The following is an 18,357-nucleotide window of genomic DNA, read 5'->3' as shown; positions in this document are numbered from 1 at the left end:
CCCACAGCTGAACGAAGCGGCATCACAGCCCGGCGTTCAGTCAGTCGCGCCCGCTCCCCGCGGCGACGTGCCCAGCACCCGCTTGTATGCCCGTGCCAGGATCGCACCCGTCGAATATCCGACGCGTTCGGCCACTTCGTCGAGCGACAACCGTTGCTCCCGCAGCAGTCTGGCGGCCAGGTGAATGCGCCAGTTGGCCAGGTAGTTCATTGGCGAGAGCCGCATTTGCTGCTGAAACCGCGTCGAGAAAGTCGTGCGAGCCATATGACAGAGCCCCGCGAGCGATTCGAGCGTCCAGGCCTGTTGCGGCCGTGTGTGGATTGCGTGGAGCGCCGCCATCAAGCGTTCGTCATGGGGCGCCGCTGCGGCGTCTGCTGCACCAGGCGCACGCCCCGCGCAGCGCTCCAGGTGATTCAGGACGATGTGGCGAATCAGCGTGTTCACGATCTCGGCCATGCCGACGCCGCGGCCACCACGCCGGATGTCAGACATCCAGCGCACCAGATCAGTCATGGGCGGCAGCCAGGGCAATGCAACGTTGCCGCTTTGCAGATGCATCACCGTCGGCAGCTGCGCGACGAGCGGGTTGGTCGCAAGTTCCTTGGTCCAGAAGAAGCTTCCGCTCACCACCGTGTCGGCACTGCGATCCACGTCCATGTGAACCGCGTACGTCGAACCGTTTCGCTCGATCTCGCGTGCCAGCAGATCTTCGAAGCGCACCGGCGCCAAACCTTCCTTGTCGTAAGCGCGGTGCTTGCCACCGTGCGGAAGAAAGAGAACGTCGCCATGTTCCACACGCATCGAAGGCCCGCCTCCGCCCATCTGGAAGTGACAAGACTTTCCCGAGAAAACGTAGAGCGGCGCACGGCTGCGGCTGTCGATCTCGATGGCGAAATCATGGCCGAAGCGAACCTGGAAGTTGAGAATCGACTCGAAGCTCAAGGTATCGACCAGCGCGTCGTACTTCGCTTCGGCCCGTCGGTCGGGGAAGATTGGCATAAAGCGGGACAGGTGAAAAAACGGTCGCAGTGCCGCTAGCGTAGCAGCCGGCCGCGCGCGGCATGCGCCATCGAGGGGCCGGGAAAAACGTTCGTCACGGGTCTTCTTCGTGAGTTCCAGCACCCACACCATCCCAAGTAGCGGCGGGTCCACATGTGCAAGCCTGATATCAAAAGGCATGCCCAACCGACTGCGGCCAGTCAGCAGGAGCTCGAACATCTCCATGACCGTCGACGCACGAAAATGAATGTTGGTGCGAGCCCGCAGAAAGGCCTCGCCCGGCGTATCCAGTTCCTTGCCCCGCTTGCGGTCGCGCCTCATGCGCCCCAAGGAGCCGGCGGGCGCGGGCGCATGGCCCACCGGCAAAGCCGCCTTGGCTGCAACCGTTCGGTCATGCCTGCGCGATGTGGGCATGCTCCTGCTCGAGTGCGCCCATGAGCTTGAGCCACTCGCCGTCGGCAAGATGAGGCCGCACGACATCCAGGGCCGCCTGCAGGACGCCAGGCGGCGCATCCAGCTGAAGCTTGCGCATCGTGGCGGCGCGCTCCGCAGGCGCCAGCGAGGGCACCAGCCAGCGCAGGATGAACATCAGATCTTCGGGCGCAACGGATCGGACGAGCGCGTCGTGCAGACTCATGATTTCGGCATCCGTGCAATGGGACCACAGCACCGCGTTGTGCACAGTTTCCTCCAGGTGCAGGTGTTCGAAGTTGCTTGCAACGAAGAGCGCCAAGGTGCGATAGAGCGCCGCGGCGGCCGGCGCCCGCTGCGCCGCGGTGCATTCCAGAAGCGCACGCGCTTGAATGCCGATATGCCGTGTTTGTGCGTCATGTTCAACGTGCTCGTATGCCACTGCGCGGCTCGTGCCCGGGGCGTGCACTTCAAGCGTCGGATGGATGAAGCGGCTTTCGTGGTCTGCGTGCGTGCGGCAGAAGTCGAGCATTTGCAGCACGCGCTGGACAACCTGGGCCACGTCCTGAAGATCTTCGGCGTCCATCCGCCCGAGCTTCACAAGCGTGTCGGCCATGAGGGCACGCAAGGCCTTGTGAATGCCTGAGTAGATGTCCGCGCGCGGTGGGTCGAAGTGATTCATCGAGTCATGGAAATTGATGGGGTCATCCATTGTTCGAGGACCTCGCGACTTACACCACAGCCGTGAGGATCGAAGATGCAGCCGCTCGTTCGGGCAGATTTCGCTGCGCGCTGGTTCGATGGCGACGGCACAGGTTTGTCGGCGGCATCCGCTCGGGTGGGCTGCGTTTTCCAGCGCACCGGCTCTGTGAAGGACACGAGCAATCGCGAACAATTTGACGTCAGATGAAGCAATTGACTCCTAGAGAAAGCGCCATGCCAGATTTGCCGGACGATCGTATCGAGCACACGCCAGCCGCTCGCACACCCGACATCGATTCCGCGGCGCGCACGATCGCGGTGATCACGCGCATGCATTTTTTTCTCGAGCAGATCGCCGTCGAACTCGCGGCGCTCTATCCCGGCGAGCAGGCCGCCGCGCCCGGCGCCGCGAGCGCGCGGACCGACGGGCGCTTCACCTGCAAGAATGAGGACGACACCTCGCCACCGCCGGTCTGACCAGCGCGTTCGACTTTGGCCTGCCCTGCCCTCCCGAAGCAGGGCAGCACATGCGCGCTGCGATGCCTTGGAAATCCTACGAGCCGCCAGGCTGACCGCCGCCGGACCCAATGAGGTGAATCCGGGGCGCCGCTCCCAGAATGCGCTTGTAAGCTCTCGCAAGGATCGCTCCACTTGAGTAGCCGACACGCTCGGCCACCTCGTCGAGCGACAAACGCTCTTCGCGAAGCATTCTTGCAGCCAGCTCGACGCGCCAGTTGGCCAGATAGGTCATCGGAGGCAACAAGGTCTGCCGACGGAATCGCATCGTGAATGCGGTTCTGCTCAGATGGCACAGACGAGCAAGCGAGGCGACCGTCCAGGCGCGGGCCGGGTGCTGGTGAATGGCTCGCAGCGCCTCGAGGACGCGGGCGTCACGGATCGGCATCACACCGGCGTCATCCCACGCGCCCTTGCGCGGGACCCCTCCGCCTGTCTCGTCGATCAGCCCGAGGCCGCATGCCAGCTTGCGCCATTCGCCGGGCGCCAGACGCGCCCGCGCAACGCTGAGCGTGTTCTCGAAAGCGTCGCCCCGCGCGCCGGCTTCCATGCGCGACAGCAGAAAGAGGCGTTCAGCCGGATTCATGCACGGCAGCAGCCAGTGCAGTGCGTAGGCCTCATCCAGCGCGACAGAGGCCATCAGTTCGCCATGCAGACCAGCCAATTCTTCATCGCTGTAGTTCGACCAGAGCACGACGTTGTACGCAGACTCCTCCAGGTGCATGCGTTGAAAATTTTCGGCCACCAAGAGCGCGAGTCCTCGATACAAGCGCGCCGCTGCTGCCGTGCGCAGCGACTGCGGCGATCCACGCAGCGTCTGGGCCATCGCCCTCAGCCCGGCGAACTCGCGCGCCTGGTGACGGCAGCCGCGCGCGGCAAGATCGCTCGTGCCCGGAGCGCGCGCCTCGATCGCGGCATGCAAGAGCCGTCTCTTGCGCAAGGTGTGAGCGGTGCACAGGTCCATCAGCAGCGAGATCCGCTGACAGACCTGCCCAACCTCCGCGGGATCGGATGCGTCCATCCTGCCAACCGCCAGGAGCGCGTCGGCCATCATTGCACGCACCGCCTTGTGGACGCCGCAATGGAAATCGAAACGCGACCCGTCTCGATGCGGCACGGTATCGCCGGAGTCCACGGACAACCATGAGACGAGTGGATCCATGAGGAGCCTGTCGAGCGACGCCTCGATCAGGCGTGCTGCTCAGGATGCAGGGCCAGATTCGAAAAATACGCCGTGATCGTCTCGACAGAAAGTACGTCCCCGTACTTCATCTGGATGTCCACGAGGCTCTGCTGGTGCGCCGCAGCCGATCGGTCGGCCACGGCCTGGAGGGCCACGATCGCGCGCAACCCCATCTGGCAGGCATCGACCACCGTCGCGCGCACGCAGCCGCTGGTGGAGCATCCAGCAACTACCAGCGTATCGATCCGGCGCCGCCTGAGGCGGTCCTGCAAGTCGGTTCCGAAGAAGCAACTCGCGTATTTCTTGACGATCAACTCGTCGCCAGCGGCCACGTGGAGCCGCGCATCCTGCAGGACCTGGGGGGTGTCCGCGCGCAGCGCACCGAGTCCGGAAATCTTGCTTGCCCAGACGCCCGCGTCGGCCAGATCGTCCTCGCTGTAGGCGATGCAGGAGAAGAACACCGGCACCTTCGCACGATGAGCCGCATCCAGCAGCTGGTTGGCCGCGGCGATCTCGTCATCCACGCTGGCACCCAGCGCCGATGCCGGATCGGTGAACGCCTGGACGAAATCCACGACGATCAGCGCGGGCAGTTGGCCAAGGCCCACGCTGTTGCCAAAGCCGCGCTGCCGAAGTACGCGCGCATCCGCCCGGGGCGTCATGCGAGGCCGCCCTCATGGTGCTGCGCAAAAGCCGCGGCAACAGGGTGCTCGATCAAGGGCGTCACCTGAATCTTCATGAATGGAAACATCGGCAGCGCCGACAGGGTGGCATGCAGGGCTTCCAGCGTGGGTGCCTGCCACAGGCTGAAGTTGGACGTTCGCCCCACCACGCGCCATATGCCCAGCAAGACCTTCTGCTCCATGAGCGCAAGCGCGTGCGCGTTCTCCAGGCCTCTGAGAGCCAGTGCCTCCTGCGGTGTGAAATGGGCAGGCATCGTGAAATCGATGTTCAACATGAACTGCATGGCGTACCGCTGCTTTCTTCACTCGGGTTGGATGCTGGCGGCCCTGGCGATCCGGGCCGAGCTTTCGACTTCGTCGCGCAAGCGCAGTGCGAACGGCCCCGGCCCTTCCCCGCTCGGCTGCGCTCCCATGTCTGCGAAACGCTTGGTCACCACCGGGTCCCTCAGCACGGCGGCCACGTCCTGATGGATCCTGCTGGCCAGCGACGGGGCGGTCCCCTTCGGTGCAAAGAGCCCGAACCACGACGATGCCTCGAAACCGGGCAACGCACCGGCGGCAATCGGTTCGGCCTGCGGCGAGAGGTCCGAAGGCTTGCTCGCCGCCACGCCCAGCAGGCGCAGGCGCCCGGCCTGCACCTGCGCTTGTACCGAGCTGAGCGCCGAAAATGAAACGGGCACGTGCCCCGCCACCAGGTCGTTCATCAAGGCACCCGCTCCTTTATAGGGAACGCTCTGCAGTTGCGTTTTTGCCAGCAGGTTGAACTGATGCCCCGCGAGCATCGCCCTGGACTCGGCCGTTCCGAAGGAAAGCACTTGCGGATTGGACCGGGCCAACGCGATGAACTCCTTCATCGATCTGGCCGGGACCGAGGGGTGGACCACGACGGCGAAAGGCGCGGTGCTTACCAGCGCCACCGGCACGAGGTCGTTCAGCGTGTCGTACGGCAGTTTGGCGTACACACTGGGATTGACGGCGATCGCCGCTGAATTCATGAGCAGGGTGTATCCGTCGGGCGGGCTCTTGGCGACGTAGTCGGTGCCGATCAGCGTGTTGGCCCCGGGCTTGAGTTCGATGATCACCGGCTGCTTCCACAGATCACCGAGCTTGTCGGCGATCGCCCGGGCGTTCTTGTCCGCGCTTCCACCCGGCGCAGCCGGCACGATGATGCGCACCGGCTTGTCCGGAAACACTTGGGCCTGCGCGAATGCAGCTGCGAAACCCAGTACCAGACCAGCGGCGGCGCGCCCCGGCTTGCGTCCAAACACTTTCGCCATGAGAGCAACTCCTTTGACCCAGAAGCGGGCTGCGTCTGGTGGGACAGATTCTTCGCCGGAGTTCGAAATTTCACAATGGGGCATGAATGAAAGACACTTGTTCCACTTCGGACTCAAACTCGGTGCCATCTTCATGAAAAGCGCTCATTCACTGGATTTCGCAAGCATCGCCGTTCTGCGCAGCTTCGCGACGGTGGTCGAGAGAGGGGGCTTCTCCCCCGCGGCCAAGCAACTGGGGCTCGCGCCTTCCACGATGAGCAAGCACATCCGCGCGCTCGAGACCGGATTGCGGGTGGCGCTGATTCATCGCACGACACGCACATTCGACATCACGCCCTCGGGGCAGCGGTTCTACGAGCGCTGCAAGGGCATCCTGCGGGAGATCGATCAGGCCAGCCTTCTCGCAGAACCTGCGACCGTCCTCAAGGGGGAGTTGCGTGTCGTGGCATCGCCCTCGTTCACCGCGAGCGTCCTTTTGCCTGGCTTGCCTGCGTTCATGACCTCGCATCCCGAACTCATGATCGATCTGCGCGTAGGCTCTGCGCAAGTGGACTTGATCCGCGAGGGGGTCGATGTCTGGATCACGTTGGAGCCCGCACAAAGAAACAAGGCGCCGTCGATCAAGCTCGCACGCAACAACTGCGTTGTGTGCGCCTCACCGGCTTATCTCGAACGTCATGGCATACCCGAATCCCCCGGCGATCTGAAGCGGCATGCTGGCTTGTTGGGCTATGGCTCGCCCTACGCCGAGGAGTGGCCATTCCTGGTGGGACGGCAGGTCAAGCGCTACCCGATACGCAAGGCATTTGCCTCGGACAACGGAGATGCCTTGCGGTCGTGCTGCCTGGAGGGCCTGGGGCTTGGCGGGTTTTATGCATTTCACGTGGCCGCAGACCTGGAAGCGGGCAGGTTGGTGGAGGTACTGAGTTCGTATCGGGCCAATCCGGGCGGGGTACACGCGATCGTTCCACACCGCCACTACATGTCACCCGGTGCGCGCGCTTTCATCGAATTCGTGCGCTCCCTCTGCGTACCGTCGGAGAAGCTGCGCCCGTCACAGCCGAGGTCGGGACCGATCAGCGGGCGAAGCAGCCGGACCTGAGACGGGCGTCCATACGTGGCGCTTGCGATCTGTGCGCGCTCTCCAACGCGGGCGGCGCCCGGCAAGCGCTGGCCGATGCGCTCGTTGAACGCGTTGCGAAACCAATGCGTCTACGGGTGCACAAAGGGAGCAAGGAGAGCGCCGCTTATCCGGAGACCACCGGGCCCGCCTTCTTTTGCGCGGAGATGGCGGCAGGTCTGGTACGCAGCGCGTTCAACGCATTGCATTCCGACTTCAACTCGGCCGCGACCTGCCCGGGGTCCACGTGCAGCTCCACGATGTCGCGCTCGCCGACGCAGTGGCCGTCGAGGCGCACGTAGATGCGCTTGAAGTCGCCGCCGAGCGCCCGTGCCACATCGCTCAAGCAGTCCGCGAGGGTGGGGAAGCCGCCGTCTTTATAGGAACTCGGAGGGATCACGCCCTTGGAGCGCGGCGCCCGCACGGAATAGGCAAACGTCGCACCCTCGCCCCGCAGCTCCACGACGGGCTGCAGGATGTGTTGGGCTTGCGTGATGCGTTGCATGGGCGCAGTTTAAAACCGACATGGCAGCGAAGTGCTGGCGGACCGAATGGTGTTCACGCGCGCGCCCTGAGCCTTGCTTTTCTTCTTCGCGCGTGAACACGCCGGCACCCTCTCCGCTCCACCCTCCTCGCGTGTCAACCCAGCGGCAGCATCGGCACGAATCCCCACGCCTGTTTCTCGAACTCGATGAAGCTGATGGGGCCGGCCATCGCTGGCGCCGCGGACTGGGTGCCGGAGAGCTGGATGACCATGGGCGTCTGCGAATTGCTCGAGTGGGCCTTGTTCTGGATGTACCAGTAGCCGAGTTTCTCGGTGGACTGCAGGCACCAGAGCTGGTACTCGGTCTGCTTGGGGTCCTTCGGCATCATGAACAAGGGCCTGGGCTCGAGCGGCAGGTTCGGCTCGATCGGCGTGTACGGCTCGAGCGTGACGACGAGGTTGCTGCTCATCTTCGTCTGCAGGTACCACCAGCCCGGGTTCTCTGCGCCGGCGGCAACGAACATCCATTGCTGGTTGCTGGTGTTCGGCGAATTGCGCGAATAGCCAATGACCTTGGTGCCCGCGGCGGCGTTGTTCTGGAACACGTCGAGCACGTAGTGGCTTCCGGCCAGGTGCCGGATGACGTAGGGGCCAAGGTCCAGCGGGTCCATGCGCGGGGCCGCTGGCGAAACATCTTTTTGAAGGGTCGACATCGTTGCTCCTTGAGAGGAATACGTACGTTCGTGGAATGCAGTGAAACAGCGCTCAGGCGCGCGCGGCGCTGGGCTGGGTGCTGCCCAGGATGGGGTCGTCGACGACGATGCTGGTCCTCCAGTAGGCCTTGATCAACGCCTCCGCCTTGGAGGTGTCCGCGGCCAAGCCCTTGTCATGCAGCAGCTGGATGGCCTCGGGGTAGGTCGTGTTCTCCGGAATGAAGAAAGGCAGCGACGGGTTGAGGTTGACGTAGCGATCCCCCAGCAGAAAGCTGGCCAGCGTCGGCATGAGGTTGCAGGAGGTTCCGTTCAGGCACATGTCCAGCACGGGCCCGGGCGTGGACTGGTTCATGAGGAACGGCGGCGTGTTGTTGAAGGGGTTGCCGTCGCTCGACATCCACTGGCTGGCCCCCCACTTGTGGGTGTCGCTCGCAATCCAGTCGTACATGAGGCCGGTGCCGATGGTGATGGCCGTGATGTCCTCCAGCTTGTGCCCTGCCTGCACGGCCAGCGCAATGGCTGCCACTGTCGGATCGTGGTTCAGGAAAGCGCCATCGACATTGCCTTCATAAGAGCCCAGTTGCCCCGGCATCGCACCGCTGGAGGTGGCGGCCTTGGCGATGAGCACGTCGCCCATGCCGGGCGCCATGTTCGTGTACATGACCGGCGCCCACGGCGTGGGCGTCACGACGCCGTCGGCAGAGGTCGCGAGGCCGCCAACATTGAAGGTCACGAAAAGCACCTTGCGTTCGAGCTCGGAGACTTTCATGACCGGATGCAGCGCCAACTGCGAACCGAACACTTCGTCGATGTCGTACGCGGGCGTGTTCGGGTCGGTGTTCATCTTGTCGTAGAACTTGATCTCGCCGGTCTTGAAGAATTCGACGAGCTCCTTCGCAGTCTTTCCGGCAAGAAGTTCGCTCGTGATGATCGACCCTGTCGAGCACCCTGCGATCAGATCGGTCTCATCCACAACGCCGGGGAATTTCTCCTGCAGTTTCTGCAGGATCGTGACCGACATCAGTCCGCGTATGCCACCTCCGACGAACGAGAGGATGGTGAATTTTTTTCCAGGCTCTGCCATGACCAGCTCCTTTCAAATCATTGAATTCCCCGGCTTGGGGAAGCGGAGTCTCTGCCTCTGGCCCGTGCATCGTCTACACGTGGAATCCCGTTCAATCCATCGGCGTAATTCCGAACGCCGCGCAAGATATCGGTTCCCTCTCAGGCATCGTCATGCGGGTTCATGCAGTGCTTCGAGCGCAGTCCTTAGTTCACTCTCTTGTGCGAACGACAGCGATTGCACGAGCTTGCGGAACTCGGCCCGGTAGCAAGGAAGCATCAGTGCGGCGGTGAGTGCATGAGCGCCGTCGCCGCGCGCGATGTGCGCGTGGCATGCGGCAATGTTGCGATGGATGCCGAGCGCGTGTTCGACAAGCGCGGTGTGCATCGGGTCGCTGTCGTGTTGGTGTTCGTATTCGTCGTTGCTCGTGTGGTGTGTCGTGCGCGTCATTGCATGCTCCTCGTGGCGCACCGCAATGGCGCCGCGAATCAACTCTATGCATGCGGGCGCGGCGCGGGGAGTAACAACATCGTCGTGAATCGGACCGGGCCGCCGGCCAGCGGGCAAGCAAGCCGCCGTGCGGGGACAATCGGGGGCTCCTTGAAAACGAATGCATCCATGCCGACCGAACCTCGTACCCCTCCTTCACCGACGGATCAGCCGGCCGATGCGTCGACATCCACACCCGGGGCTCAGGCGCGCGCCACGCAGAGCGCAGGCAAGGCCCGGCGCCTGCGCACCGAAGCCGACAAGCTCGAAGCCTTCTGCGTCGTCGTGCGCGCGGCCTCGTCGGCGGCGGACCATGCGGCGTTTGCCGAAGTGAGCCGCGCGGCATCGAAGGCGCTGCAGGCCAAGTTCGGCGGCGGAACGATCACATCGGTGTTCGCATGGCTCACCAGCAGTGCGGGGAAAGATGCGCTGGACAGCGTTCTTGCAGGCGAGGTCGAGTTGAGCGGCTCGCTCTCGGTCGAACAGATCGTCGAGGCGGTCGCACTGGCGCAGAAGGCGGAGCTGCTGCGCGCCACACAAGGCTAAGACCAAGGCTGAGGTTGAGGTTTCTGCTTCTTCCCTCAGCCGGTCGCGCGCCAGCGGCCGGACTCGGGGCACACGCTGGCCCGTGCGCCATCGAGCCAGACCTGCTCGTCATTCAATCGCGATGCGATCGAGGGGTCGATGTCGAATTTGATGCGCAGTGCGCGCGCCACATCGGCGTTGTCGATGGGAAGCTCCCACGTGAGAAAGAGCTGGCTGCAATCGCGCCCCGCTGCGAAGTCTTCCGCATCGAACCCGCTGGCGCCGCGGCGAATCACCGCATGCGGCTGGGCGGTGTCGAACATCAGCACCGTGCCCCTGGCCAGCGGAATGCGATGGCCGATGCCGGGAAAGTGCACGTCGAGCCCCTTGTCCTCGCTCACGAAGAGATTGCAGAAAGCGGCGCTGCCGTACTGTTCGCCGTCGTGGTGGTAGCGCGCGCCGCGGCAGGCCATGAGGGCGATGTCGCTCGACGCCAGCACGTCGTTCAGGCCGAGCGCCTCCGTCCACTCGCTCATCGCCTGCACGCAGCGCTTGTGGTCGGGCCAGCGCATGCGCGCGCGTGCCAGCGGCAAGGGCTCGACATCGCCGGGTTCCAGGAACAGGGTCTCGGCGATGTCGCGTTCCCAATCGGCCATGAGCCGCGCGGGCGGCTGCGGCACATCGACCATGCCCGACAGCACGATGTCGCTCACGCTGCGGCTGCGCAGCGCGGTGCTGTTCCAGAAGTAGCAAGTGAGGCGATGGCTCATGGGGGAGCCAGTGTAGTGAGCGCCTCTACCGGCAGCGCGCCGCGGGCGCTTTAACCCGCGTTCTTGAGCGACTGCTTGGCCTTGTCGGCCGAGCTCTTCGAGCGGTTCTTGTGATAGCCCGATTTGACGTTGTTCACCGCCTTGCCGACCGGGCCACTCTTCTTGGCCTTGCTGTCGGCCTGCTTCTCGTCGATCTTGTGCTGCGCGGCATCGGTCGCCTCGGAGGCGGCCTTGCCGATCTGCGCGTTGGCCGTGCCGGCCGCGAGCAGGGTGAGCGAAGTGGCGAGTGCGATCAGGGTCTTGTTCATCGGGATTCCTCCAAGCATTGAAATTGGAGTCGATGGTTGCATCGCTCGCGCGGGCGCCGTGTCAGCCGCCGCCCCGCGTCCCCTGAGGACCAAGCCTCGCACCGTCGCCGTTCACAACGCCGCCACGTCCGGCTGCAGCTCGCCATCACGCGCCGCCACGCGCCCACCCGCCACCACCAGCTTTCGCACCGGCCGCGCCACCACCGCATGCGCCAGGGTCTGCGCATCGACCAGCACCAGGTCCGCGCGGTTGCCCGGCACGAGGCCGTAGGCCTCGAAGCCGCAGCCGCGCGCGCCCGAATGAGTGACGGTGTCGAGCGCCACTTCGACCTCGTCGTCGCGGCGCAGGTTGTAGCGCAGGCCGATGAGCATCGCGCGCTCGAGCATGTCGGGGTTGCCATAAGGCGTCCACGCATCGCGGATGCCGTCGTTGCCGCCCACCACCGTCACGCCCGCCTGCCGGCAGGCCAGGAGAGGCGGCACGCTGCGGGACGGCGGCGCGCTGGTGATGAGCACCACGCCGAGCTTCGCCATGCGCGCGAGCAGCATCTCGCGCTCGCGTTCGGCCACATCGCCCAGGCAGAAGCCGTGGCTCACGGCGACCTTGCCCTGCATGCCCAGCGCCTCGGTGCGCTGCAGGATGAGGTCGAGCGAGAACGCACCCATGGCGCCCGGCTCGTGCAGGTGAATGTCGATGGGGCGCTGGTGTTTGTCTGCAATGCCGAAAAGCACGTCGAGCGATTTCACCGGGTCGCCGTCGATGGCGCACGGGTCGAGGCCGCCGAGCACATCGGCGCCGAGTGCGAGCGATTGGTCGAGCAGTTCGGCGGTGCCGGGGCGTCCCAGCAGGCCCGACTGCGGGAACGCGACGATCTGGATCTGCTGCAGATCGCGCAGCGCCTCGCGCGTGCGCAGCGTGCCTTCGAGATGCCGCAGACCCGCCTGCGTATCGACATCGACATGCGTGCGAAGCCGCGTGGTGCCGAGCGCGAGAAAGGCCTTGGCGAGCGCGAGCGACTGTGCGGCGGCATCGTGCCCGCTCGCGTGGCGGAACGCGCGCTCGTTCTCGATCTTGTCGATGAGATTGGTGCCGACTTCGTTGCGATACCAGTCCATGCCCCACATCGTCTTGTCGAGGTGGGTGTGGCCTTCGACCAGGCCGGGCAGCAGCAGGGCACCGCCGCCCTCTTCGATCGTTGCATCGGCAGGCGCGGACAGCGCGGTGCCGATGCCTGCGATGCGGCCGCCGCGCACCAGCACGTCGACGGGAGAAGCGCCCAGGGGGCGAACGTTGCGGATCAGGAGCGTGGGCATGGTTCTTTTTTGAGAAGGCATCGGGGCGGGGCGTCTTGAGACAGCGTACCCAGATTCGGGCGCGTGGTCATCATCAATGCACGCACACGATTCGCTCCAGGCCGAAGTGTTCGCACCGCCCGCTCGCGATGATCGGCGCACCATGCACACGACCGCACTCGATACAGCCGCCAGCCCCCACCCCAACCTTGCCTTCGAATGGGCGCTGCTCGCGGTGCTCGCGACCTGCTGGGGCGCCTCGTACACCTTCATCAAGATCGGCGTCCAGACGCTGCCGCCCGTCACGCTGATCGCGGCGCGCACGCTCGTCGCCGGCCTGCTGCTGCTCGCGGTGCTGTGCATGCGCGGCGTGAAGCTGCCGACGGCGCCCGCGATGTGGGGGCGCTTCGCGCTGCAGGCTTGCCTGAACAGCGTGCTGCCGTTCACGCTCATCGCATGGGCCGAGCGCAGCGTCGATGCCGGGCTCGCGACCATCCTCAACTCGACCTCGCCCATCTTCATCTTCCTGCTCGGCCTCGGCATGGGCGGCGCCGAGAAGCCCACGCTGCGCCGGCTGTTCGGCGTGGGCGCGGGGCTGGCGGGCATCTGCCTGATCGTCGGCTTCGAGGCGCTGCACGGCCTCGGGCATTCGCTGCTCGCGCAGATCGGGCTGGTGGCGGCCGCCGTCTGCTACGGCTGCGCCGCGATGTTCGGCCGCGTGTTCAAGGGGCTGGACCCGATGGTGCCGGCCGCGGGCTCGCTGCTGAGCGGCGCGGCGATGCTGCTGCCCGCGAGCATCGCGATCGACAGGCCGTGGACGCTCGCACCCTCGGCCGCATCGGTGATGGCGGTGCTCGCGCTCGCGGTGCTTTCGACCGCCCTTGCCTTCACCATTTACTTCCGCCTCATCAAGACGCTCGGGCCGATGTCCACCGCCGCGCAGGCGTATCTGCGCGTGCCCATCGGCGTGACGATCGGCGTGGTGTTTCTCGGCGAAGCGCTCTCGCCCACCGCGTGGGTCGGGCTCGCTTGCATCGTGGCGGGCGTGGTTGCGATGACGATGCCCGTGCGCCGCGGCGCGCCAACGGGCTGAGGCCGCGTTCAAAACTTTTGCGCCCGGGGCCTCATTTTTTACGCGGCTTTTAGACGCCCCCTCCTACGCTGCCGGCTCCTCTATACGTTAGCGATTTCTTTCGATGAAACACCTGATCCGCATCGCCCTGCCGGCGATCCTTCTCCCCACCCTCGCCGCCCTGCCGATGCTCGCGAGTGCGCAACTCAGTGGCAACGTCGCGCTCACCAGCAACTACAAGTTCCGCGGGCAGGACCAGGACATGCTGGGCCGCAACGACTACGCCAAGACCAGCGGCTTCAAGCCCGCCATCCAGGGTGGCCTGGACTACGCCTTCGGCGAGAGCGGCTTCTATGTGGGCAACTGGAATTCGAGCGTCAACTGGCTCAAGGGCAACAGCCTGGAGAGCGATTTCTACGGCGGCTACAAATTCAAGGCCGGCCCGCTCGACCTGGACGTGGGCGCGCTCACCTATGTGTACCCCGGCAATTCGTCGGGCAACACGACGGAGCTTTATGGCAGTGCGGGCTACACCGACGAAGCGATCGGCTCCTTCACGCTCAAGTACTCGCACACCGTGTCGAAGGACTACTTCGGCTACGCGGGCAACAAGGCCGGCTCGGGCCTGAAGGGCACCAACACCGGCTACCTGAACCTGGCGTACAGCAAGGAGATCGCGCCCAAGCTCACGTTGAAGGCCGCCGTCGGCTACACGAACATGTCCAGCGACATCCGCAGCCTGGGCTACAGGAACTACGTCGACTACAACGTGGGCGCTTCTTACGACTTCGGCAACGGCCTTTCGCTTGCAGGCTCGGTGCAGGGCGCGAACAAGAAGAGCGCGTACACCTCGGTCAGCAACCCCGGCGTGGACTTCGGCTTCGGCACCTTCGGCCGCGAGACCTATTCCCCGAACAAGGCCCGCTTCATCGTCACGCTGACGAAGACGCTGTAGTCCAGCAGCAGTCAGAGCACCCATTGATCGCCGCACACCCACAGCGTGCCCATGTGCGCAGGGCGTCGGGTGCTCCCCGCAGCGAAATAAAGGAGGAGCGAAGCGGGGGACATTCGCGGAGGGGAGTACCCGGCGGCCTGCGCACGCGCCCCGAACAAAGCCCCCAACGAAGCATCAATCGATGCTGATATTCGCAGCCTTCGCCACCTCAGCCCACTTCACGCGGTTCTCATGCACCGTTTTCTTGAACTGCGCAGGCGACTCGATGCGGATGGTGTTCCCCTGCGCCTCGAACTTCTCGCGGATCTCCGGTTGCTCGAGCACCGCCTTCACTGCGGCATTGAGCTTGTCCACGATCCGCGCATCCGTACCCTTGGGCGCGAAGATGCCGAACCAGATCGAGCTGTCGAAACCCTTGGTGCCCGGTACACCGCTGGAGGCGATGGTCGGCACTTCCTTCACCGCGGCCACCGGCGCCGCGGTGGTCACGCCCAGCAAGCGCACCTTGCCCGCCTTGTAGTGCGGCAGCACCGTCTGCACCTGGTTCATGATGCAGCAGGTCTCGCCGCGCACCACCGACGTGATGGCCTCCGGGCCGCCCTTGTAGGGCACGTGCACCATGTTCAGTCCGAGGCGCGAATTGAATTCGGCAAACGCCATGTGCGTGCCCGCGCCATTGCCCGTGGACGCGTAGTTGTACTTGCCGGGGTTGGCCTTGACGAGGTCGACGAACTCTTTCAAGGTCTTCACGTCGATCACGCTCGAATTGATGGTGAGCACGTTCGATACGTCGAGCACCGGCGCCACCGGCACGAAGTCGGCCTCCACGTCGAACGGCAGCTTCTTGTAGAGCGCGGCGTTGCTGCCATGCGTGGCCGCGGTGCCGAACGAGAGCGTGTAGCCATCGGGCTTCGAGTGCGCCACGTACTCGCTGGCGATGTTGCCGGCTGCGCCCGAGCGGTAATCGATGATGACCGGGCGGCCCAGCTGTTTGGACAGCGGCTCCTGGATGGTGCGGGCGACCACATCGACGCCCGAGCCGGCGGGAAAGCCCATGATCAGCGTGACCGGCTGCTGCGGCCAATCTTGCTGGGCGAAAGCGGCCGGCGATGCGGCGGCGCACAAGGCGGTGGCCAGCAGCACCGAGCGGCGCGAAAACAGGGAGAAGAGAGGGAACGGAGAGGAGTGAGAATGGGCCATGACTGTCTTTCTGCGAGACCGACGGTGTGGACGGAACAGACGATGCAAAAAGCGGATTGTGGCGCGCGGCTCATGCCCGTCGGCTCATGAGCTTATGCACCGTGCCACACGCGCATCGCACCGCTCCCGATAATCACCCCATGGTCCGCTTCTCCCAACTGATTCACCCCGCACGCGAGCCCGCGCCCGTGCACGCCGCCGCCACCGTGCTGCTGCTGCGCGACACGCCCGCCGGCATCGAGGTGCTGATGACCCGCCGCTCGGCCACCGCGAGCTTTGCGCCGGGCGCCTATGTTTTTCCCGGCGGCCACATCGACGCGGCCGACGAAGCCGCCAAGCGCATCGCCACCCGCCGCCCCACCCAGAGCCGCATCCAGCGCACCCAGGCCATCGCAGCCATCCGCGAGGCCTTTGAAGAACTGGGCGTGCTGCTCGCGCACCACGCCGACGGCCGCCCCGTGAGCGCCGAAGACATCGCCGCCATGGACCGCGGCGACACCGCGGGCACCGCTTTCGCCGACCAGTGCGCGGCACGCGGGCTGGTGCTGGCATCGGACCAGGTGTTCACTTTCGCGCACTGGATCACCGACCGTGACCTGCCCAAGCGCTTCGACGTGCCCTTTCTCGTCGCGCGCATGCCCGAAGGCCAGGTGCCCACGGCCGACGAGAGCGAGCAGTTCGAGCCCTGCTGGGTGCGCCCCGCCGATGCGCTCGCGCGCCACGCGGCGGGCAACTTCTTCATGATCTTCCCGACCGTGCGCACGCTGCAGCGCATGGCCGCCTATGCGACGGTCGATGCGGTGCTCGCGGCCTGTGCGCCCAACGGCAATGGCGAGGCGCCGCTCTGGACCAGCTGCCCGCGCGCGGGCTTTCTCAAGGGCGAGGACGTGCGCTACATGGAAAGCGATTCGCCCTACGGCGAGCTCGCGCTGGTCTGCCCCGACGGCCAACTGGTGCATGCGCTCGACTGGCAGAGCGAGCAGCCGGTGGCGCTCTTGAAGAACGTGCAGCGCCTCACCGCTCCCAACCCGAGCGCCATGACCGGCCCGGGCACCAACACCTACATCGTGGGCGATGCGACCACGGGCTACCTGGTGATCGACCCGGGCCCGAACGACTTCGACCACATCGGCCGCCTCTGGCGCATGACGCATGGCGACATCCGCATGATCGTGTGCACGCATTCGCATGCCGACCACTCGCCGGGCGCCGCGCCGCTGCAGGCGTTGTGCAAGACGACCAAGCCGCCGATCCTCGGCCTGCCCTCGGCGCCGACCGCACGCGCCACGGCGCGCTTCACGCCCGAGCGCTCGCTGATCAACGGCGAGCGCCTCGCGCTCTCGGGCACCACCGCCGAGGGCGAGCCCATCACCCACACGCTGCGCGTGATCCACACGCCCGGCCACGCGGCCAACCACCTGTGCCTGGTGCTCGAAGAAGACGGCCTGCTGTTCTCGGGCGACCACATCCTGAACGGCAGCACCACCGTGATCGATCCGCCCGATGGCGACATGACGGCCTACCTCGACTCGCTCGACACGCTCGATGCGGCCTGTGCCGAGGGCCTCGTCGAATTCATCCTGCCTGCCCACGGCTACGTGATCGGCTTTGCGCGCAACGCCATCGCGCACCTGAAGGCGCACCGGCTCAAGCGCGAGGCAAAGATCGCGGCGGCCATGCAGGCGCAGCCGGGCGGCACGCCCGAGCAATGGCTGCCGATCGCCTACGACGATGTGCCCGAACGCATGTGGCCGGTGGCCGCGCGTTCGCTGGCCGCGCATGTTGCGCGCATCCAGCATCTGCAACAGCAGCAGCAACAACAACAGACGGGCGCCCGATGAAGAACAACAACGCTCCCGACGACGAAGGCATTCGCCTCGCCAAGCGCGTGGCCGCCCTCGCCGGCGTGTCGCGGCGCGAGGCCGAACTGCTGATCGAGAACGGCGCGGTGCGCGTCGATGGCGTGCCCGCGGTGCTGCCGCAGTCGCGCGTGCAGGCGCACCAGCAGGTCGAAATTGCGGCCGGCGCCAAGCCCGAGCCGGTGGTGCCCGTGACGATGCTGCTCTACAAGCCGGCCGGCATGCCGACCGACAACGCGCACAGGCTGCTCGTGGCCGCGAACCACCACGAGCCCGAACGCGCCGGCCAGAAATTCCTGCCCGCGCACCTGAAGGGCCAGCACTGCATGACGCCGCTGGAAACCGGCGCCAGCGGTCTCGTGGCCTATACGCAGGAGTTCCGCATCGAGCGCAAGCTGCAGGAAGACGCCGGCATCCTCGAGCACGAGGTGATGGTCGACGTGGCCGGCACGGTGAGCCCCGAAGTGCTGATGCGCTTCGAGCGGTCGCCAGCCCGCGTGAGCATCGGCCGTCAGGCCGAGGACGGCAAGCAGACGGGCCTGCGCTTCGCGCTCAAGGGCGCGCGGCCGGGGCAGATCGCACACCTGTGCGACCAGATGGGCCTGACCATCGTCGCGATGCGGCGCATCCGCATCGGGCGCGTGCCGCTCGCGGGGTTGCAGCCCGGCCAGTGGCGCTACCTGGCGCCGCACGAACGCTTTTGAGATCGAAGAAGAAGAAGAAGAAGAAAGAGAA

The 18,357-nt window shown here is 65.5% G+C and carries 21 protein-coding genes; 7 read left to right on the top strand and 14 right to left on the bottom strand.

Annotated elements, in window-relative coordinates; translation table 11 throughout:
• Nucleotides 1–36: 36 nt before the first annotated feature.
• Complete coding sequence (locus VARPA_RS04665; protein WP_013539398.1) at nt 37–1,413, bottom strand: helix-turn-helix domain-containing protein; 1,377 nt, start codon at nt 1,411–1,413, stop codon at nt 37–39.
• Nucleotides 1,391–2,122 (bottom strand): hypothetical protein, encoded by a 732-nt coding sequence (locus VARPA_RS04660; protein WP_013539397.1) that lies wholly within the window; start codon nt 2,120–2,122, stop codon nt 1,391–1,393. The genes VARPA_RS04665 and VARPA_RS04660 overlap by 23 nt, the downstream gene beginning before the upstream one ends.
• 194 nt (nt 2,123–2,316) lie before the next feature.
• Here VARPA_RS04660 and VARPA_RS04655 point away from each other — a divergent pair, with 194 nt between their 5' ends.
• Nucleotides 2,317–2,589, top strand: a complete 273-nt coding sequence (locus VARPA_RS04655; RefSeq protein ID WP_144298944.1) for a hypothetical protein — start codon at nt 2,317–2,319, stop codon at nt 2,587–2,589.
• 76 nt (nt 2,590–2,665) lie between these two features.
• Here VARPA_RS04655 and VARPA_RS30095 read toward each other — a convergent pair whose 3' ends face one another.
• Genes VARPA_RS30095 through VARPA_RS04635 form a run of 4 tightly spaced genes read right to left on the bottom strand, consistent with a single transcriptional unit; the run spans nt 2,666 to nt 5,771 of the window.
• The gene (locus VARPA_RS30095) at nt 2,666–3,790 is read right to left on the bottom strand and encodes a helix-turn-helix domain-containing protein (protein ID WP_080559350.1); all 1,125 of its coding nucleotides are present in this window, start codon (nt 3,788–3,790) and stop codon (nt 2,666–2,668) included.
• A gap of 26 nt (nt 3,791–3,816) precedes the next feature.
• Nucleotides 3,817–4,473, bottom strand: coding sequence for an isochorismatase family protein (locus VARPA_RS04645; RefSeq protein ID WP_013539394.1), 657 nt, complete (start codon nt 4,471–4,473; stop codon nt 3,817–3,819).
• Nucleotides 4,470–4,769 carry a muconolactone Delta-isomerase gene (locus tag VARPA_RS04640; protein WP_167330535.1) on the bottom strand — a complete coding sequence of 100 codons (300 nt, stop codon included), beginning with the start codon at nt 4,767–4,769 and terminating at the stop codon, nt 4,470–4,472. The genes VARPA_RS04645 and VARPA_RS04640 overlap by 4 nt, the downstream gene beginning before the upstream one ends.
• Nucleotides 4,770–4,796: 27 nt before the next feature.
• Complete coding sequence (locus VARPA_RS04635; protein ID WP_013539392.1) at nt 4,797–5,771, bottom strand: tripartite tricarboxylate transporter substrate-binding protein; 975 nt, start codon at nt 5,769–5,771, stop codon at nt 4,797–4,799.
• A 97-nt stretch (nt 5,772–5,868) separates the two neighbouring features.
• Between VARPA_RS04635 and VARPA_RS04630 the strand changes: the two genes are divergently transcribed.
• The gene (locus tag VARPA_RS04630; RefSeq protein ID WP_049794324.1) at nt 5,869–6,873 is read left to right on the top strand and encodes a LysR family transcriptional regulator; all 1,005 of its coding nucleotides are present in this window, start codon (nt 5,869–5,871) and stop codon (nt 6,871–6,873) included.
• Nucleotides 6,874–7,018: 145 nt separating this feature from the next.
• On the opposite strand, the gene VARPA_RS04625 is transcribed toward VARPA_RS04630, so the two are convergent.
• The 4 genes from VARPA_RS04625 to VARPA_RS04610 all read right to left on the bottom strand — a co-directional run bounded on the left by VARPA_RS04625 (nt 7,019) and on the right by VARPA_RS04610 (nt 9,601).
• The gene (locus VARPA_RS04625) at nt 7,019–7,396 is read right to left on the bottom strand and encodes a hypothetical protein (protein ID WP_013539390.1); all 378 of its coding nucleotides are present in this window, start codon (nt 7,394–7,396) and stop codon (nt 7,019–7,021) included.
• Between the two features lie 134 nt (nt 7,397–7,530).
• Entirely contained in the window at nt 7,531–8,088 is a 558-nt protein-coding gene (locus VARPA_RS04620; RefSeq protein ID WP_013539389.1) for an RICIN domain-containing protein, read from the bottom strand.
• 52 nt (nt 8,089–8,140) lie between these two features.
• Nucleotides 8,141–9,172: a patatin-like phospholipase family protein gene (locus VARPA_RS04615; protein ID WP_013539388.1), complete on the bottom strand. Its 1,032-nt coding sequence runs from the start codon at nt 9,170–9,172 to the stop codon at nt 8,141–8,143.
• 150 nt (nt 9,173–9,322) lie between these two features.
• The gene (locus VARPA_RS04610) at nt 9,323–9,601 is read right to left on the bottom strand and encodes a hypothetical protein (RefSeq protein ID WP_013539387.1); all 279 of its coding nucleotides are present in this window, start codon (nt 9,599–9,601) and stop codon (nt 9,323–9,325) included.
• Between the two features lie 168 nt (nt 9,602–9,769).
• Between VARPA_RS04610 and VARPA_RS04605 the strand changes: the two genes are divergently transcribed.
• Nucleotides 9,770–10,186: a hypothetical protein gene (locus VARPA_RS04605; RefSeq protein WP_041942772.1), complete on the top strand. Its 417-nt coding sequence runs from the start codon at nt 9,770–9,772 to the stop codon at nt 10,184–10,186.
• A gap of 35 nt (nt 10,187–10,221) precedes the next feature.
• Here VARPA_RS04605 and VARPA_RS04600 read toward each other — a convergent pair whose 3' ends face one another.
• The 3 genes from VARPA_RS04600 to VARPA_RS04590 form a co-directional block, all read right to left on the bottom strand.
• Entirely contained in the window at nt 10,222–10,935 is a 714-nt protein-coding gene (locus tag VARPA_RS04600; RefSeq protein WP_013539385.1) for a hypothetical protein, read from the bottom strand.
• Between the two features lie 50 nt (nt 10,936–10,985).
• Complete coding sequence (locus tag VARPA_RS04595; RefSeq protein WP_013539384.1) at nt 10,986–11,243, bottom strand: hypothetical protein; 258 nt, start codon at nt 11,241–11,243, stop codon at nt 10,986–10,988.
• Between the two features lie 111 nt (nt 11,244–11,354).
• A complete protein-coding gene (locus tag VARPA_RS04590; RefSeq protein WP_013539383.1) occupies nt 11,355–12,557 on the bottom strand; it encodes an amidohydrolase family protein in 1,203 nt (400 codons plus the stop codon).
• Nucleotides 12,558–12,699: 142 nt separating this feature from the next.
• Here VARPA_RS04590 and VARPA_RS04585 point away from each other — a divergent pair, with 142 nt between their 5' ends.
• On the top strand, nt 12,700–13,629 hold the full coding sequence (locus VARPA_RS04585) for a DMT family transporter (protein WP_013539382.1): 930 nt from the start codon (nt 12,700–12,702) through the stop codon (nt 13,627–13,629).
• 103 nt (nt 13,630–13,732) lie between these two features.
• On the top strand, nt 13,733–14,563 hold the full coding sequence (locus VARPA_RS04580) for a TorF family putative porin (RefSeq protein WP_013539381.1): 831 nt from the start codon (nt 13,733–13,735) through the stop codon (nt 14,561–14,563).
• A gap of 174 nt (nt 14,564–14,737) precedes the next feature.
• Here VARPA_RS04580 and VARPA_RS04575 read toward each other — a convergent pair whose 3' ends face one another.
• Nucleotides 14,738–15,763 carry a Bug family tripartite tricarboxylate transporter substrate binding protein gene (locus VARPA_RS04575; protein WP_013539380.1) on the bottom strand — a complete coding sequence of 342 codons (1,026 nt, stop codon included), beginning with the start codon at nt 15,761–15,763 and terminating at the stop codon, nt 14,738–14,740.
• 140 nt (nt 15,764–15,903) lie between these two features.
• Here VARPA_RS04575 and VARPA_RS04570 point away from each other — a divergent pair, with 140 nt between their 5' ends.
• Both VARPA_RS04570 and VARPA_RS04565 read left to right on the top strand, forming a co-directional pair.
• Nucleotides 15,904–17,604, top strand: a complete 1,701-nt coding sequence (locus VARPA_RS04570; RefSeq protein WP_013539379.1) for an MBL fold metallo-hydrolase — start codon at nt 15,904–15,906, stop codon at nt 17,602–17,604.
• Nucleotides 17,601–18,326 carry an RNA pseudouridine synthase gene (locus tag VARPA_RS04565; protein ID WP_013539378.1) on the top strand — a complete coding sequence of 242 codons (726 nt, stop codon included), beginning with the start codon at nt 17,601–17,603 and terminating at the stop codon, nt 18,324–18,326. The genes VARPA_RS04570 and VARPA_RS04565 overlap by 4 nt, the downstream gene beginning before the upstream one ends.
• The last annotated feature ends 31 nt before the right edge of the window (nt 18,327–18,357 follow it).

This window comes from Variovorax paradoxus EPS, from assembly GCF_000184745.1.
GTDB classification, from domain to species: Bacteria; Pseudomonadota; Gammaproteobacteria; order Burkholderiales; family Burkholderiaceae_C; genus Variovorax; species Variovorax paradoxus_C.
The sequence above is the reverse complement of the archived record's forward strand: the minus strand, read 5'-3'. Positions and strand labels throughout refer to the sequence as shown.